Below are 16,461 nucleotides of genomic sequence, written 5' to 3' on the forward strand. Positions count from 1 at the left end.
CTTTATGGTTAAGGGGCCTGATTGGAATCACATAGCTTACGAGATACGTTCAAACCAGTAGGAGAACATCATTATGGAAATCAGAACGATTGGTGAACTGATTAAATCGACCCGGGAATTGCTGGAGGGACTACTGGAGGTGGAAACGAACGAGTCCATACGCCTCGCCCGGCAGATAGAGCGGATGGACGATCTGTGACTTCTTACAGGCTTTCCTGCTTTCTCTTGTTTTCTTTGATTTCTGCCCCTCTTCTGGCGAGCACGCCTTCGGCTGTTTCTTTGATCGAAGGTATGGAACAGACCCTTTGGTCAGACAGCAATCATGGTCAGTACCTTATGCGTATCGAAAGCGAATACTGGACCCGGGAGCTGCTGCTGGAGGCCTGGATGGATCGGCCGGAGCACACCCTGATTCGCATTCACTCACCGAAAAAAGAGGCAGGTATTGGTTCGTTGAGAATCGGCGACGCCATGTGGAATTACCTCCCAAAAGTGGATCGTACCATCAAGATTCCGCCGTCAATGATGCTGCAGCCATGGATGGGGTCCAATTTCAGTAACGATGATCTGGTGAAGGAAAGCTCATTCGTTGACGACTACACCCATGAGTTGGCCGGGGTCGATGATTCTGGCGAGGTGACGGTCTACCGGGTTGTTTCAATGCCGAGGCCCAACGCGCCGGTGGTCTGGAGCCGGCTTGAATTCGAGATCCGTGCGGATGCGATTCCCGTGGCCGTAGCCTACTACGGGGAGCGGAACAAGATCGTCAAACGATTGACCTATGATCAGGTAAAAACCATGGACGGGCGCCGGATTCCGACTCGCTGGACGATGGTCGACGCGGATAAACCCACGGCCCGCACAGTCATCCTTATTGAATCTATCAAATTCGATGTTCCCATGGACGAGGCGCTGTTTTCACTGCGCCGCCTGCGCAACCCGGAATAAGTTCCCGCTATGAGCATCGTCAATGTGCAGCATGTATCGCGGATTTACCGGCAGGATTCCATCGCCGTCAAAGCCCTGAATGACGTATCGGTGGCCATTGAGCCCGGTGAGTTCACCACACTGGTGGGGCCTTCAGGGTCGGGCAAGACCACCCTGTTGAACCAGATCGGCGCCCTGGACGAACCGGATGCAGGGCGCATTCAAGTGGCGGGTGAAGAAATCACCGGACTCAGCCGCAAAAAACGCACCATTTTGCGGTTGTGGAAAATCGGTTTTGTGTTTCAGGAATACAACCTGATCGGTGTGCTGTCGGCTCAGGAGAATGTGGAGTACGTGTTGATGCTTCGCGGCGTTCCGTTTCGGGAACGACGAGCCGAGGCCCGGCGCATTCTTACGGAGGTTGGGCTGCAGGGAATGGAGCAGCGTCTGCCTCACGAACTCTCCGGCGGTCAGCAGCAGCGTGTGGCGGTGGCGAGGGCCATCGTGAGCAAACCTGCCATTGTCCTGGCTGATGAGCCCACCGCCAATCTCGACTCCGCGACCGGTGCCGCGCTGCTGGACCTGATGCGCGGGCTGAATGCGGAGCATGGTATTACCTTTGTGTTTTCCACCCACGATCCGATGGTGATGGAGCGAGCGCGTAGGGTGATTCATATGCGGGATGGCGGCGTTGAGCGAGAGGAGATGCGACCGTGATCGCGTGGCTGCGACTGGCGTTTGGCAACCTTCGGGTCAATCGTCGTCGTACCGGCATTACGCTGTTGTCGATCGCCGTAGGTGTGGGCGGGCTGGTGTTTCTCTGGGCTTTTATTGACGGCATCAATGCCCAGATGGTCAACAATATGACCGGTTATGTGACCGGTGACTTGAAAGTGCATCAGCGTGGATTTCACGACGACCGGGAAATGAACATTGCCATCGCCGAGCACTGGAACCTTGCTGAGGAAATGCTATCCGTAGCCGGTGTTGCGGCGACCACGCCCAGGGTGACGGGCAATGCGCTGGCCAGCCATGCCGACCAGTCACGGGCCTTGCAGGTGATGGGGGTCGACAGCACAACAGAGACGCAGGTAACCCGGCTTGATCGGTCGATCATTCGCGGCCGCTATCTGGAGGGGGACAATGAGATCGTTATGGGCGTGGACGCCGCCAGCGCCCTGAGTACCTCCCCGGGAGATGAACTGGTGCTGGTGGTCCAGGCCGCGGACGGCTCCATTGGCGCAGACCGGTTTAAGGTGGTGGGTGTTTTCGAAACCGGCATCAAACGTATTGATGGCTTTGTAGCCCAGATGCCCCTGGCATCCGCCCAGACATTGTATGCCTTTGACGGTCGGTTTACCGAGATGGCCGCCCGCGTAAAGGACTCTGACCAGCTCCAAGCGGTGGTTGGAAGGCTGCAGAACCAACTGCTGGAGCGCAATGTGGAAGTCCTGGGCTGGCCGGCGCTGATGCCTTCGCTGGTGCAAATGGTCGCATTTCACGACGCCGTCGCCTACATCGTCATCTTCGTGGTGTTTGTGGTGGTGGCGGCCGGCATCGTCAATACCATTCTGATGTCGGTGCTGGAACGTGGTCGGGAATTCGGTGTAATGATGGCCCTGGGTACGCCCAGCAGCCGGATTATCTGGCTTGTGCTCCTGGAAACGACGATTCTGGCCAGCCTGGGTTACCTGTTGGGGCTGGTGCTTGGGCTGTCACTGACCGGCTACTTCGGTTTTCGGGGGCTGGACTTCAGTGCCTATATCAAGGCCATGGATACCATGCCGGGGCTCAGTAGCATCGTCTATCCCGCCATCGAATTCTCTCGCCTGGTGGTGATTGGCATCGTGGTTGTGTCGGTGGCCCTGCTGGCGGCACTGCTCCCGGCCTGGAAAGCCAGCCGCAACAGCCCGCTGGAGGCGATGGGGGCGCGGCGCAATGTGATCAATCGTATCCGCAGAATCCATTGGGAAGTGACATCTGACCACCGGCTGCTGATTTTTGCGCAAATGGCCCTTCGCTCGGTATTCCGTAATCCACGCCGGTCAGTGATTACGGCATCGGCTACCGCGTTCGGGCTGGCCGCCTATCTGTTTCTGTACGCCTTCGCTGATGGTTTCTTCGAGCAGATGATCCACAACTCGACGCAACAGCTCAGCGGGCATGTTCAGGTGATGGAGGAAGGGCACAACGTCGATCTCTCGCCGGCCCTGCGCATTGCTGACAGCCAGATGCTGCACCAGCGACTGCAGGAGCGGCCAGACGTCGAAGCCGCCGCACCCCGGGTGGTGCTCAGAGCCATGGTGGCAAACCCCGGGAAAAGCCTCCCGGTAGAACTGGTGGGTATTGAATCGGAACAGGAGAAGGCCGTTACCGGGCTTTTCGGGTATATGATGCAGGGTGCTTACGTTCAATCTGGAGAGAACGGGATTGTGATCGGCCAAAAGCTGGCCGAGGAGCTGAATGCCCGGTTAGGGGATAAACTGGTGATCACGGTTCAGCAGGCTGGTGGAGATCTTGCCTCCAGTGCCCAGGCCATTCGCGGTATCTACCGTACCGGCAGTGACCTTTTCGACACAGAGTATGCTTTTATAGACATCAATGCTGCCCGAAACCTGGGCGGCCTGCAGGAATACGAAGCTTCACGGATCGTACTGAGACTGTCAGATCGTTCAGACAGTGCGGCCCTGGCACAGACTCTGAACCAGTCGTCGCCTCTGGCCAACCACGGGCTGGTGGCCCAGGACTGGGAAACCTTGCTGCCGGTGGTTGTGCAGATGGTGCAAATGAGCCAGGTGGATTTCTACCTCATTCTGTCGGTGGTCTTTGTGGTGGTCGCGATTGGCGTCATGAACACCATGGTGATGTCGGTGATGGAGCGTACCCCGGAACTGGGCGTTATGCTGGCATTGGGTACGAGGGGCGGACAGTTACAGCTGACGATTCTGTTTGAGGCAATCTTTCTTGCGGTGTTGGGTATGGTGGCAGGAACGGTGGTTGGCGGCCTGCTTGTGTTCTGGCTTGGCCAGACCGGTATTGATCTGTCCTCGGTCAGTCGCTCTCTGGAAGCCATCCCCGGTATCACCGACCGCATCTATCCGGTGTTGATTTTCGATCATGTCTGGCTTCCCAGCCTGCTGTTGTTCCTGTGCTCCGTGCTGGTAGCGCTGTACCCGGCGTGGCGGGCCTCACGACTGGACCCGGTTGAGGCCATTCGGCATGGTTGATCGCACTCCACTGGTGGCGGTGGGCCTGGCCTGGCTGATGCTGGCTTCGAACGCTGTGGCTGACTTCAGCCATTCCGGATCGCTCAAGAACCTCAGTGCCGGGTCGCGCTCGCTGGTTGATGACGATCGTTACTTCTCGAACCTTACCCGCCTGCGTCTGAAACCCCGCTATCGATATGAAAACTGGGTTCTGGATGCGGCCTACGACCTGGAATTGGTGACCGGCAGTTTTCTGGACAGCCCGGAATTCGCCCTGCTCAGAGAGGTTCCCGATCCACGCTACTGGGATCTTCAGGGCGACGTGTATGAGTCAGGGGATGTGTTGGTGCGTCATCAGCTCTACCGTGGCACGATTCAGTGGCGCTCGCCAGCCGGGGATTTCCGGTTTGGGCGCCAACAGGTGAACTGGTCCACGGCCCTGATCTGGAACCCCATGGACATCCTCAACCCTGTCAGCCCCCTCAATCTGGAACCTGATGAACGAATTGGTGTGGACGCCATACTATGGGACAGCTCTTGGGGGACCACCGGCCGAATAAGCGCTATTCATGCACCGCAACACAGTGGCAAAGCAGCCAGCACGGCGGCGAGGGCAAAGCGTTTTGTTGCCGGGGTCGATGCCAGTGTGATGATCGGCGATTTTGCCGGCACGACCAAAGCGGGCGCCAGCGGCAGCGGCTCAGTGGCCGGCACCGGTTGGCGTACTGAGCTCGTCTGGAGCGAAGCAGATATTGGCGACAGTTACTGGCAGGGTGTGGCAGATCTGAACTGGGCGTTTCGCAACGGCTTCAACCTGGCACTGGAGTATTTCTACAACGGTCAGCCCGCGCCGCCGGGTAATCTGGACCTCCTGAGGCTGGTTTCCACCCACCCACTGTATACCGGGCGCCATTATACCGGGCTGATGGCATGGCAGGATATCAATCCGTTCTGGCAATATCGCGTGGTGGCCATCCGCAATGCCGATGATGCCAGTTGGGTACTTTACCCCCGGTCCACATGGATATTGCCAGTGAAAAGGGAAATTTATCTTACGGCGGGAGTCCAGTGGTTCGGAGGTGACGACGACAGTGAATACGGGAGGTTGGAGCCGCTGGGGCTGATGGAGGTACAGTGGTTTTTCTGAACAATACCTGTCGGCCGGGAGCCGCAGATCGGAATGGCCGATCGCCTCCAGGTGAAGGCAATCGGCCGCCTGTTCCAAATCTGAACTGGCTTTAATCCGTGTTCAAAGCATCCTTTTCAGCTCACCATAATCACCACCCGTCCTAAGCACGAGGGTCACATCGTTATTATTGCGGTTCCGAAAGAACCAGCCATGGTTGCCGGTAAAGGCGGCCTCAAGCTCGCCCTCATCCTCGGGAACACCGCGGCCCTTTTGGTAGGAGATGGACCGGCCTCCACCGTCGCCGTGGGTGTCGAAGTTAACCGGGCCACCCTCGGATTCCCAGGAAAACCGGGCGATGGCACCCTCATTCATGGTGAGCTTGAACTCCGTGCCCTGGCCCGGCGTCAGCACAAAACGAACCTCATCTTTCCATTCGGTTTCGTGAGCGGTTGCCGGAGCAGGCTCTTCCTGCGCTGGCTCGGCTTCAGGAGCTGCTTCGGCAGTGGCGGCGGGCTCAACCGCTGCGGGCGCCGGTGCCTGGGTCTGGGGCTGCACTGCCACCATTTGCGCGGCAGCATCGGCGGCCGCTTCTTCGGCCAGCTGTTCCTTGATTTCACCCATCTCGGTCAGGCCCAGAACCCGGCCTGCACCGGTGGGGTCCAGCGCATACTCAGCGGGCATGACCACTGTTACCAGCAGGAGCAGCGCTACAATCGCAGCAATGATGGTTGATCGAACCAGTTTGGCGGTGGTGGGCAGTTCTTCACGGTTTGGTCTATCGGTGTTGTACATAACGAATCTCCAGAATTAAGCGACAAAATAACCGGTGAGCTGATAGCCGAAGAGCAGGAAGCCTGCGCTCATCATGGCCACATTGGCGGTGTAGGCGTGGCGGAAAAAGCCGTCGGTTTTGCGCCAGAAGCTGATGGCAATCAGGATCATGGCCAGGGCGATGAGCTGGCCAATTTCCACACCTACGTTGAATGCGAGCAGGTTTGGCACCAGGCCATCCGGCGAGATGTCGTATTCGATGATTTTTGACGACAGGCCAAAGCCGTGGAAGAACCCGAAGATCAGCGTGGCGGCCTTGGTGTTGGGCTGGAAACCAAACCACCGTTGATAGGCACCGATGTTGTCCAGTGCCTTGTACACGATGGACAGACCGATAATGGCATCAATGAGGTAGCTGTTGATGCCAATGTTGAAATACACACCCAGCAGCATGGTGGTGGAATGGCCCACCGCAAACAGGCTCACGTAGATCGCGATGTGCTTCATCTGGTACAGGAAGAAGATGACACCTAGCAGGAACAGCAGGTGGTCATAGCCGGTGACCATGTGCTTGGCCCCCAGATACATGAAGGCAATCAGATTAACCCCGGTGATCTCCTGGATATAACCTTTATCACCTTCGGCGACGGCATGGGCGAGCACATCGGCGCTCATGCCGAACAGCCCGAGGCCCAGAAAAATCCATAACAGACGGTACCCGCCGGTGGCATGACGCCTACGCCAGACGCCGCCAAGCAAAGTTGACAACATAGAAACTCCAATTGTGTTTGTTCAGTCAGCTGCAGTGCAGCGAGAATCAGCCAATCAGAGCGGGTTTTGGAGGGCGTTCAAGGCGATAACGAAAATTCTGGGGCGAGGCGCCGGCAAACGGCAGGGCTTGCCGGTGTGATATCACGTGCGCAGGTGCGAAGTTGACGGTCAGCCGATCCGCCGTTTCATGGGTATGGTTGCCAGAGTCGTGGTGCTGGTGAGCACTGTGTGAATTCTCGCCGTGATCCTCCAGGTCATGACTGTGGGCATGGTCACCATGATCAGTCCCGTTAAACTCTGTGAGTTCGGCAATGCCATGGGAAGAGGCTTCACCAATGGTGGAGAGCGTCATGCCAGCCAGTGCGATAAGCATAACCATCAGTGGCAACAGTGTTCTGTGGCGAATGGCGGCGATCATGGGCGTTAGTGCATGGGCTCGGTCATGGGCATCGTCGGGATAACCCGGGTTTGGTGGTTGTATTACTCGAGCGAATGAGGATACCTTTCTCGCCAATCGGATAATAATTAAATGTCAAAAATGTTCCCGGGTCGATCGCGCCTGCCCGGGTCTTATGGAGAGCAATACAATGACCTGGCTCATAACCAAATACGCCATCACCGCCGCCCTGGTGGTCTTGATTTCGGAAGTCGCCAAGCGCAGCGACAAACTCGGCGCACTGATTGCGGCGCTGCCCATGGTGACTGTGCTGGCGATGGTCTGGATGTATGTTGAGCATCAGCCGGCAGACAAGATCGCCAACCATGCCTGGTACACCTTCTGGTATGTGCTGCCGACCTTGCCGATGTTTTTGTTGTTTCCGTTCCTGTTGCCCCGTCTTGGGTTCTGGTTATCGCTGGCGGCCAGCGCAGTACTGACCATTGTTTGTTTTGCCTCCCTGGCATTGGTGATGAAACGGTTCGGTGTTGGTTTGATGTAGATTCGGCGGCTGGATCAGGCCGCGTGTCCGATTGTTTTGAGCGAGATCAAAAATCCATCATTTAGAATAAACCTTTCAGTCACAGTTCAGGTTGCCTCTCTAGCATTCTCCGCATTACAGACTTTTGCGGAGAATTCACTTTGCGTTATCTCAGACACCTTCCGAAACTGGGCATGGCCACGATGCTGGCCATCTCAGCCTTGCCCGCAGCGGCTCAGCAGGAGCTGGACCTGACGGCGGCCATTGAAATCGCCCTACAGGATGACCCCTGGCTACAAGGAAGCGTTTATCAGGAACAGGCCCTCAGGGAAGACGCTGTGGCACAGGGTGCGCTACCCGATCCTCGCCTGACGCTGGGGCTGGCAAACCTGCCAACAGACACCTTCGACCTCGGGCAAGAGGCGATGACCCAGACCACCATTGGTTTTACCCAGCGCTTTCCCCGGGGCGACAGTCGCCACATTGCCAAGGCCAGGGTGCTGCAGATGGCGTCGATACAGCCTCGTCAGCGAGACAATCGCGTAGTCAAAGTGACCGAAACGGTCAGCCACCTGTGGCTGGATGTCTGGCGCGCCCAGCAGAGTGTGCAGCTGATTGAGAGCAACCGCGGCCTGTTTGAACAACTGGAAGATGTTGCCCAGGCGGGCTACCGCTCGGCCACGATGGGTGCCCGGCTGCAGGATGTCATCCGTGCATCTGTCGAGCTGACGCGGCTGGATGACCGGCTAACGGCGCTGACAGCAGAGTTGAACTCAAGCCGCGAAGCGCTGGCAGAATGGGTGGCAAGCCGTGTCGACCAAATGGCCGTTGCGAACACCATACCGTCGTATTTAACAGCAGTGCCTGCGAACGGCCGCCCGAGGGTCGACAGTGCATTGGCCATCGACCATCCGATGATACGCGCCACGGATAAACTGATTGAGACGCGGGCTCTGGAGGTTGACCTGGCGAGACAGGCCTACAAACCGGAGTGGTCACTGTCTGCACAATACGGTTACCGCGACAAGGCTCCGAACGGCCAGGACCGGGCCGATTTTTTCTCCGTTGGCATCAGCGTTGATCTCCCCCTGTTCACAGGTAACCGCCAGGACCGGAACCTCAATGCCTCCGTAGCACGGGCAGAGGCGGTTAAAACGGAGCGCACACTGCAGTTACGTCAGCTTCAGGCCTCGGCTCGCAGTGCCCGTGTACGCATCGAACGCCTGGATGAGCGCATCACCCGTTACCGGGAAACCCTGCTGCCCCAGATGGAGCAGCAGGCTGAAGCCGCCCTGAGTGCTTACAACTCCGACGATGGTGATTTTGCTGAAGCCGTGCGGGCGCGTATCGCCGAGCTCAATGCCCGCATCGAGCTGGTTCAGATGGTGGCCGAGCGTGCCAAGTCGCAAGCCAGTTTTAATTACGTCACCGCCGGCGCGGATAACGCCTCACCCTTTTCATCGACTCGTTATCAGGACTGACAACTATGGCCAATTTCATTCGCCCTCTGGGCTTTCTCGTGCTGGGTGGTTTCGCCGGTGCTGGCGCTACCTGGTGGCTGGCGGCTGGCGCCAGCATGGATCACACCGCAGATCCCGCACATTCACAGGCCCGGGAGCCGCTTTACTGGGTGGCCCCCATGGATCCGGATTTCAGAAGAGACAAACCGGGCAAGTCGCCCATGGGGATGGACCTGGTTCCGGTTTATCCGGACGACGGGGCCGCGAATGACCCAGCGGGCACCGTACGGATATCCCCCGCGGTGACCAACAACCTGGGTGTGAGGACCGGCACGGTTATCCAGGGGCGCCTGCCGGTCAACATCACCACCGTCGGGCATGTCCAATATAACGAGGATGCCATGGCCCATGTGCACCCCCGTGTTGAAGGCTGGATTGAGGCGCTGTATGTGAAGGCGGAGGGGGAGCCGGTTGAGCAGGGCAAGGCCTTGTACTCGTTGTATTCGCCTACCTTGGTTAACGCCCAGGAGGAACTGGTCCTGGCGTTAAACCGGGGTAACGAGAATCTGATCCGTGCTGCGGAACAGCGTCTGCTGGCGCTGAATGTCCCGTCCAGTCTGGTGCGTAGCTTGAAGGACACCGGCGAAGTGCGCCGGACCCTGACCATCTATGCTCCGGCGGCCGGGGTTATCGAGAGTCTTAACGTGCGGGAAGGGATGTTTATCAAGCCTGGCGACCAGGTGGTGACCATTGCCTCTCTGGATGAGGTCTGGGTGTTGGGCGAAATGTTCGAGAGCCAGATTGCCGCGGTAAAGCCTGGCGATCGGGCGGTGATGACGCTGGACTATATGCCCGGCCGCCAGTGGCGAGGGAGCCTGGATTATGTCTATCCGGAGATCAACACAACAACCCGCACGGCCCGGGTCAGGCTGCGCTTTGACAACACCGACCGTACCCTGCGCCCCGGCATGTTCGCCCACCTTGATATAGAGGGCGAGAGGGGCGACCGGCGTATGCTCGTGCCCAGGGAGTCCGTGATCCGCACCGGCCAGAATGACCGGCTGGTATTGGCTCTGGAGCAGGGGGCGTTCAAGTCGGTCAACGTGAGTGTTGGCCGGGTAGGCGACCAGTATGCAGAGATTCTGCAGGGGGTGAGGCCCGGCGACACCGTGGTCACCTCTGCCCAGTTTCTGATCGATTCCGAATCCAGCAAAACCTCCGATTTCCTGCGTATGTCGCCTCGGCCGACGGAGCCGGATATGGATCACAGCGCCCATGGTACGCCCCATGAAGGAGGCCACTGATGATTGCTGCGCTGATTCACTGGTCGATCCGCAACCGGTTTTTGGTGCTGATGGCCGCAGTATTGCTGACGGGTCTGGGGCTGTATTCCCTGAAAAATACACCAGTGGATGCACTGCCGGATCTGTCGGATGTCCAGGTCATCATTAAAACCAGCTACCCGGGACAGGCTCCTCAGGTGGTGGAGGATCAGGTTACCTATCCGCTGACCACCGCCATGCTGTCGGTGCCGGGGGCGCAAACCGTTCGAGGCTACTCGTTTTTTGGTGACTCCTACGTTTATGTGATTTTTGATGAAGACACCGATATGTACTGGGCCCGTTCACGGGTGCTTGAATACCTGTCGCAGGTTGCGCCGAACCTGCCGGAACAAGCCCGGCCGCAACTGGGGCCGGACGCCACCGGTGTGGGCTGGGTGTACCTGTATGCGTTGGTAGACCGCACTGGCCAGAATGACCTGAGCCAGCTCCGAAGCCTTCAGGACTGGTTTCTGAAGTACGAACTGCAGACGGTACCCGGTGTTTCGGAAGTGGCCACGGTGGGTGGCATGATTAAACAGTACCAGGTGCAGGTCAGCCCGGAAAAGCTCCGTACCCTGGGGATTCCCTTGTCCCACATTGAAACCGCCATAAAACGCGGCAATCAGGAAGTGGGGGCCTCGGTGATTGAGATGGCCGAGGCGGAGTACATGGTGCGGGCCTCGGGCTATATCCAGTCCCGGGAAGACCTGCTCTTGATTCCGCTGGGGCTAGACGACAACGGCACACCGGTTTTGTTGAAGGATGTGGCCAGCGTTGAGGTGGGGCCGCAGATGCGAAGGGGCATTGCCGAGTTGAATGGCGAGGGCGAAACGGTTGGTGGCGTTATTGTGATGCGTTTTGGTGAAAACGCCCAGGAGACTATACGGGGTGTGAAAGCCAAACTGGAGTCTTTGCAGGGCAGTTTACCGGATGGCGTCGAGGTGGTCACGGTGTATGACCGCTCCGGTTTGATCGATCGCGCTGTGACCAACCTCTGGAACAAGTTATTGGAAGAACTCCTCGTGGTGGGGCTGGTGTGTGTGATCTTCCTGTTCCACGTGCGTTCGTCACTGGTGGTGATGATCAGCTTGCCGGTCGGCATTCTGACAGCGTTCATCGTGATGTACTGGCAGGGCATCAATGCCAATATCATGTCGTTGGGGGGTATCGCCATTGCCATCGGCACCATGATTGATGGCGCCATCGTGATGATCGAGAACATGCACAAACACATGGAGCGTACACCGCTGACTCGGGAAAACCGCTGGCAGGTGGTGGCGAAGGCGTCCGCCGAGGTGGGCCCGGCACTGTTCTTCTCATTATTGATCATTACCGTCAGCTTTGTGCCGGTGTTTGTGCTGGAAGCCCAGGAGGGCCGGATGTTCTCGCCCCTGGCCTACACCAAAACCTACGCCATGGCGGCCAGTGCCGCTCTGGCGGTTACGCTGGTGCCGGTGCTGATGGGTTACTTTATACGTGGCAAGGTGCTGTCGGAACACAAAAACCCGGTGAACCGGTTCTTGGTGTCGGGCTACCTGCCAATGCTGAAGGGTGTTCTGACGTATCCGGTGACAACCCTGATTGTGGTGGTTCTGATTCTGGCGTTGGGGTTGTGGCCTGCATCCCGGATAGGCAGCGAATTCATCCCGCCTCTGGATGAGGGTGACCTGATGTATATGCCAACCACCTACCCAGGGATTTCCATTGGCAAGGCCCGGGAATTGCTGCAACAGACCGACCGGTTGATTGCCTCGCTGCCGGAAGTGGAATCGGTTTTTGGCAAGGTTGGCCGGGCAGAGACCGCGACAGATCCCGCCCCGCTGACGATGATTGAAACGTTTATTCAACTCAAGCCACGCGATCAGTGGCGTGAGGGCATGACCACCGAAAAACTGAAGCAGGAATTGAATGCCCTTATCCAATTTCCCGGCGTTACCAATGCCTGGGTGATGCCGATCATTACTCGGATTGACATGCTGGCGACCGGGATAAAAACGCCGGTTGGCATCAAGGTTGCTGGGCCTGAGCTGGCAACCATCGAGGCAGTGGGCAAGCAACTGGAAGCCATTCTTTCGAAGGTTCCCGGTACGGCATCTGTGTATTCCGAGCGCGTTGCCGGTGGCCGTTATGTTCAGGCTGATATCGACCGATTACGGGCGGCGAGGTATGGCCTCAACATTGCCGATGTTCAGCAGGTGATCGCGTCGGCGGTGGGCGGGATTAACGTGTCTCAAACCATCGAGGGGCTGGAAAGATACCCTATCAATGTGCGTTATCCTCAGGATTACCGTGACTCCCCTGAAAAGCTCCGCCAGCTGCCGATCGTCACGCCATCCGGCCAGCGCATTGCCTTGGCCGATGTAGCTGACATTCGGATTGAGGACGGCCCTCCGGCGATCAAGAGCGAGAATGCCAGGCTCAACGGCTGGACGTTTGTGGACATCGAAGGTGTTGATGTTGGCAGCTATGTAGAGCAGGCGATGGCGGTGGTAACCGACGAGTTGCAGCTGCCTGCAGGCTATTCCGTGGCCTGGTCCGGTCAATATGAATACATGCTCCGGGCCAAGGAAAAACTGACTTATGTGGTCCCGCTGACATTGGCGATCATTGTTATCCTGTTGTTCATGAGCTTCCGCCGCATTGCTGAGGTGGCGATGATCCTGGGCACGCTTCCGTTTGCTCTCGTGGGCGCAGTCTGGTTCATGTACCTGTTGGGTTACAACTTTTCGGTGGCCGTTGGAGTCGGGTTTATTGCCCTGGCGGGGGTTGCCGTAGAGATCGGGGTCATCATGCTGGTGTATCTGAACCAGTCCTACCAGTCGATGCTGGAGAACTGTGAGCAAAAAGGTCTGAAGCCCGGGCGCGAAACCCTCAAACATGCCGTTTTACATGGTGCCGGATTACGGGTCCGGCCGATCATGATGACCGGAAGCTCTATAATTATCGGGCTGTTGCCCATCATGTTCGGAACCGGGACGGGTTCGGAGGTCATGGGGCGTATCGCGGCCCCGATGGTGGGTGGTATGGTCAGTGCCATGTTGCTGGCATTGTTGGTCATTCCCGTACTGTTTTATCTCTGGAAACGGAGGGGCCTTGCGTACAGATGACCTGAGTCAATTCTGGCCAAGAGAGGCTCAGGGAGTTGATGCTAATTCAGGTTCGATTCAGTTTTATGGTCTTTACTGTAGTGGACGCTCACTAATTACGATGTAAAGGAGAATCTTATGAACAGGTTTACCCGATTAATCGCATGTTCTGTTCTGGTTTCCGCGCCCCTTCTGGTGTTTGCCGGTAGCCACTCCGAGCAAATGCCCCAGGGTGGCATGATGAATGAGGAACACATGCAGCAGATGCATCAAAACATGTCGCAGATGCAGGACATGATGCAGGAAATGCGCAACGCCAAGTCGGATGCCGAGCGTCAGAGCATCCGCGAGAAGCACATGGAGTCCATGCGGCAGCACATGCAGATGATGCGCGGCGGCATGATGGGTAAAGGTCAGGGCAAAGACCACGGCCACGGCAAGAAGGGGCAGCATCAGGGTCAGATGGGTGGTGGCCAGGGTATGGGTAATCAGTCAAAGGGGCAGGCGGGCAGCATGATGGATCCTGAGCAGCGAGTGGAAATGATGGAACAGCGCATGGAGCAGATGCAGATGATGATGGAACAAATGCTGGAGCATCAGGCACAGGGCCAGAAAGGGCGGTAAATCGCTCACTGACATGGAGCGTTTATGACTTTTAGAAAATACCCCGGTGACTTGTTGTTGCTGGGGCTCTTTTTATTGCCTGTCGTTATTGCTGCTCCGGCGTTGCCCTGGGGCAGTCAAGGCTGGCTGTATTCGCTGGCGGAGCTGGCCGGGGTGTTTGCCCTGTCAGCGTTTCTGCTGGCGGGTATATTGTCGGCTCGTATTCCCGGTATCGACCCCTGGTTTGGTGGCCTGGTGCGGCTTTGGGTTGTGCACCGCTGGCTGGGCTTTTCGGCCTTTATGCTGGTGATGGCCCATGTGCTGTTGTTGGCACTGGCCACTTTGCCGATGTCTGTTGGCGCCAGTGTTGCTACGCTGTTTCCGCCCCTGATCCACAGGGAGGTCTGGCTTGGCTGGGCTGCCTTCCTCACCATGTTGGTGTTCATCGCGCCCACGCTGGGCTTCTTTGGCACCCTGCATTACCAGCGTTGGAAACGCTTGCACCTGTTGTCGGCACCGGCGCTGTTGCTGGCGTTGGTTCATACCCTGATGCTATCCACCACCGCCTGGGTCTGGTGGCTGCTGTCGGCACTGGCTCTGGCGGCCATCGCGTGGCGTAAGTTGTTGTCGCCCTGGTTGGCCAGGAAACCCTATGTGGTTGATGGCATGGATAAACTTGCCCGGGATGTGGTGGAGCTACGCCTGCGGCCGAAGGGTAAAGGAATTCGCTGGCAGGCCGGGCAGTTTGTGTATCTGACGCCCATGGATGCCTCTCTGGCGGCCGGTTATCGGGAAGAGCACCCCTACACCATTGCTTCTGGCTCCGGCGATGATGAGTTGAGGATCGGCATTAAAGCGGTCGGCGATGCCACCCGGGCATTGCTGGACATCAAGCCGGGTGCAGAGGTACGTATCGAGGGCCCTTACGGGATCTTTTTTGACAGCCCGGCGTTGGCGGCAAAAGGCGCGGATGGGCCAGATCCACGGCGCAAACAGTTGTGGTTAGCAGGTGGTATTGGCATTACGCCATTTGTCTCTGGCGCCCGGGACAGGATAGAGGCCGGAGAAACGCACCGGCCGGACGCCAGCCTGTTATATCTGGCTAATCGGCCGGAGCGGGCCTATTACCTGGATGAACTGATCCGCATTGCCGAGGCCTGCGATGGCTTTGCTGTGCATACCCACTATATGAACGAGCATGGAGTGATCACTCGGGATTATCTGGCCGAGCGCTGCCCGGATTTCGCCGAGCGGGAAATCTATATGTGCGGGCCGCCGGGCATGATCAACCACCTGCAAACCCTGCTCAGGCACGAAGGGGTGCCTGGCCATCGTATTCACACGGAGGCGTTTGATTTTCTATGACCAGTAACCGAATTGCTTACACAACGTTTGTGGCCTTTGTCAGCGTGGTGCTGACCTTGGTGGTGGTTAATCTGGTTCAGGGTAACCCGGATCCGTCATCAGCCAGTGCCGGTGAGAATGCCCGTGATGAGGCGGTTTACCGGCTTGGTCAGGTAGCGGAACACAATCATGCCGGCAGCTGCTGGAAGGCGATTGACGGTGTGGTGTACGACCTCACCGAGTACCTGCCGAATCACCCCACCGAGGAAGAGGTCTTTACCCGCTGGTGCGGGCAAGAGGCAACGTCAGCCTGGCTCGATAAGGGCAATGGTCGCCCCCACAGCCCCCGCGCCGCTGCCCGACTGGAGGATTATCGGATAGGCGTGCTTGAAGGCGGCTCTCCCGCCTCGGCGACGCCGCAGGCGGAAACCGTAGCGCATTCCACAAAGCCCGTCAGTGTTGATAACCGTCTCGGCCAAATGATGCTGGGGTTAGCACCTGGCAATTATCTGGATGGCACCTACCGGGGCAACTTCATAGACCGTGGGCTGATTCAGGTCAGCCTGCAATTCCGGCTTGAGGCAGGCCGAATCAAGGGGATGTCCTACCGGCACCTGTTTTATCGGGATCAGGATTATCTGAAAATGAATGATGGCGCTGAGCTTTACCCGGTGTTGCGTCAGTATCAGCAGATTACCGAGCGTCTGGAAGGCGAACCGATGGAGGCGATTTTCCGGCTGTATGAGCCGCAGAACGTAGTCGATGATATTGACGGCTACTCCGGCGCAACGCTTCGGGGTGCAAAGGTGATCAGCGCCTTTCGTGATGGCCTGAACCGGGGTGTGTATAGCTGGTAGGCCGTTTTCTGAGGGCGGATGAGTGCCTGCCCGGGGCGCATGTTTTCCGCCCGGGGGGCAGACTGTGT

The 16,461-nt window shown here is 57.8% G+C and carries 15 protein-coding genes; 12 read left to right on the forward strand and 3 right to left on the reverse strand.

The window, feature by feature from the left end; all coding sequences use genetic code 11:
* Positions 1-73 precede the first annotated feature (73 nt).
* The 5 genes from IBX51_RS04630 (at position 74) to IBX51_RS04650 (ending at position 5,280) form a co-directional block, all read left to right on the forward strand.
* Positions 74-199 carry a hypothetical protein gene (locus IBX51_RS04630; RefSeq protein WP_291829150.1) on the forward strand — a complete coding sequence of 42 codons (126 nt, stop codon included), beginning with the start codon at positions 74-76 and terminating at the stop codon, positions 197-199.
* A gap of 92 nt (positions 200-291) precedes the next feature.
* The gene (locus IBX51_RS04635; RefSeq protein ID WP_291829152.1) at positions 292-948 is read left to right on the forward strand and encodes an outer membrane lipoprotein-sorting protein; all 657 of its coding nucleotides are present in this window, start codon (positions 292-294) and stop codon (positions 946-948) included.
* Positions 949-957: 9 nt separating this feature from the next.
* Positions 958-1,644 (forward strand): ABC transporter ATP-binding protein, encoded by a 687-nt coding sequence (locus tag IBX51_RS04640; protein ID WP_291829154.1) that lies wholly within the window; start codon positions 958-960, stop codon positions 1,642-1,644.
* Positions 1,641-4,154 (forward strand): ABC transporter permease, encoded by a 2,514-nt coding sequence (locus IBX51_RS04645; RefSeq protein ID WP_291829156.1) that lies wholly within the window; start codon positions 1,641-1,643, stop codon positions 4,152-4,154. Before IBX51_RS04640 ends, IBX51_RS04645 begins: the two co-directional genes overlap by 4 nt.
* Positions 4,147-5,280 carry a hypothetical protein gene (locus IBX51_RS04650; protein WP_291829158.1) on the forward strand — a complete coding sequence of 378 codons (1,134 nt, stop codon included), beginning with the start codon at positions 4,147-4,149 and terminating at the stop codon, positions 5,278-5,280. Before IBX51_RS04645 ends, IBX51_RS04650 begins: the two co-directional genes overlap by 8 nt.
* 102 nt (positions 5,281-5,382) lie before the next feature.
* Here IBX51_RS04650 and IBX51_RS04655 read toward each other — a convergent pair whose 3' ends face one another.
* Genes IBX51_RS04655 through IBX51_RS04665 form a run of 3 tightly spaced genes read right to left on the reverse strand, consistent with a single transcriptional unit; the run spans position 5,383 to position 7,222 of the window.
* A complete protein-coding gene (locus IBX51_RS04655) occupies positions 5,383-6,054 on the reverse strand; it encodes a hypothetical protein (RefSeq protein WP_291829160.1) in 672 nt (223 codons plus the stop codon).
* A 15-nt stretch (positions 6,055-6,069) separates the two neighbouring features.
* Positions 6,070-6,804 (reverse strand): HupE/UreJ family protein, encoded by a 735-nt coding sequence (locus IBX51_RS04660; RefSeq protein ID WP_291829162.1) that lies wholly within the window; start codon positions 6,802-6,804, stop codon positions 6,070-6,072.
* A gap of 46 nt (positions 6,805-6,850) precedes the next feature.
* Positions 6,851-7,222 (reverse strand): hypothetical protein, encoded by a 372-nt coding sequence (locus IBX51_RS04665; RefSeq protein WP_291829164.1) that lies wholly within the window; start codon positions 7,220-7,222, stop codon positions 6,851-6,853.
* Positions 7,223-7,391: 169 nt separating this feature from the next.
* On the opposite strand from IBX51_RS04665, the gene IBX51_RS04670 reads away from it, so the two are divergent.
* The 7 genes from IBX51_RS04670 to IBX51_RS04700 all read left to right on the forward strand — a co-directional run bounded on the left by IBX51_RS04670 (position 7,392) and on the right by IBX51_RS04700 (position 16,393).
* On the forward strand, positions 7,392-7,742 hold the full coding sequence (locus tag IBX51_RS04670) for a DUF3147 family protein (protein WP_291829166.1): 351 nt from the start codon (positions 7,392-7,394) through the stop codon (positions 7,740-7,742).
* Positions 7,743-7,882: 140 nt separating this feature from the next.
* On the forward strand, positions 7,883-9,202 hold the full coding sequence (locus IBX51_RS04675) for a TolC family protein (RefSeq protein WP_291829167.1): 1,320 nt from the start codon (positions 7,883-7,885) through the stop codon (positions 9,200-9,202).
* A gap of 5 nt (positions 9,203-9,207) precedes the next feature.
* Positions 9,208-10,485, forward strand: coding sequence for an efflux RND transporter periplasmic adaptor subunit (locus IBX51_RS04680; protein ID WP_291829169.1), 1,278 nt, complete (start codon positions 9,208-9,210; stop codon positions 10,483-10,485).
* Positions 10,485-13,610 (forward strand): efflux RND transporter permease subunit, encoded by a 3,126-nt coding sequence (locus IBX51_RS04685; RefSeq protein ID WP_291829171.1) that lies wholly within the window; start codon positions 10,485-10,487, stop codon positions 13,608-13,610. The genes IBX51_RS04680 and IBX51_RS04685 overlap by 1 nt, the downstream gene beginning before the upstream one ends.
* A 117-nt stretch (positions 13,611-13,727) precedes the next feature.
* Positions 13,728-14,213 (forward strand): hypothetical protein, encoded by a 486-nt coding sequence (locus tag IBX51_RS04690; protein ID WP_291829172.1) that lies wholly within the window; start codon positions 13,728-13,730, stop codon positions 14,211-14,213.
* Positions 14,214-14,237: 24 nt separating this feature from the next.
* Positions 14,238-15,557 carry a ferredoxin reductase family protein gene (locus tag IBX51_RS04695; protein WP_291829174.1) on the forward strand — a complete coding sequence of 440 codons (1,320 nt, stop codon included), beginning with the start codon at positions 14,238-14,240 and terminating at the stop codon, positions 15,555-15,557.
* Positions 15,554-16,393: a cytochrome b5-like heme/steroid binding domain-containing protein gene (locus IBX51_RS04700; protein ID WP_291829176.1), complete on the forward strand. Its 840-nt coding sequence runs from the start codon at positions 15,554-15,556 to the stop codon at positions 16,391-16,393. Before IBX51_RS04695 ends, IBX51_RS04700 begins: the two co-directional genes overlap by 4 nt.
* Positions 16,394-16,461: the final 68 nt, after the last annotated feature.

The sequence above is a fragment of the Marinobacter sp. genome (assembly GCF_014859525.1).
Lineage (GTDB): Bacteria > Pseudomonadota > Gammaproteobacteria > Pseudomonadales > Oleiphilaceae > Marinobacter.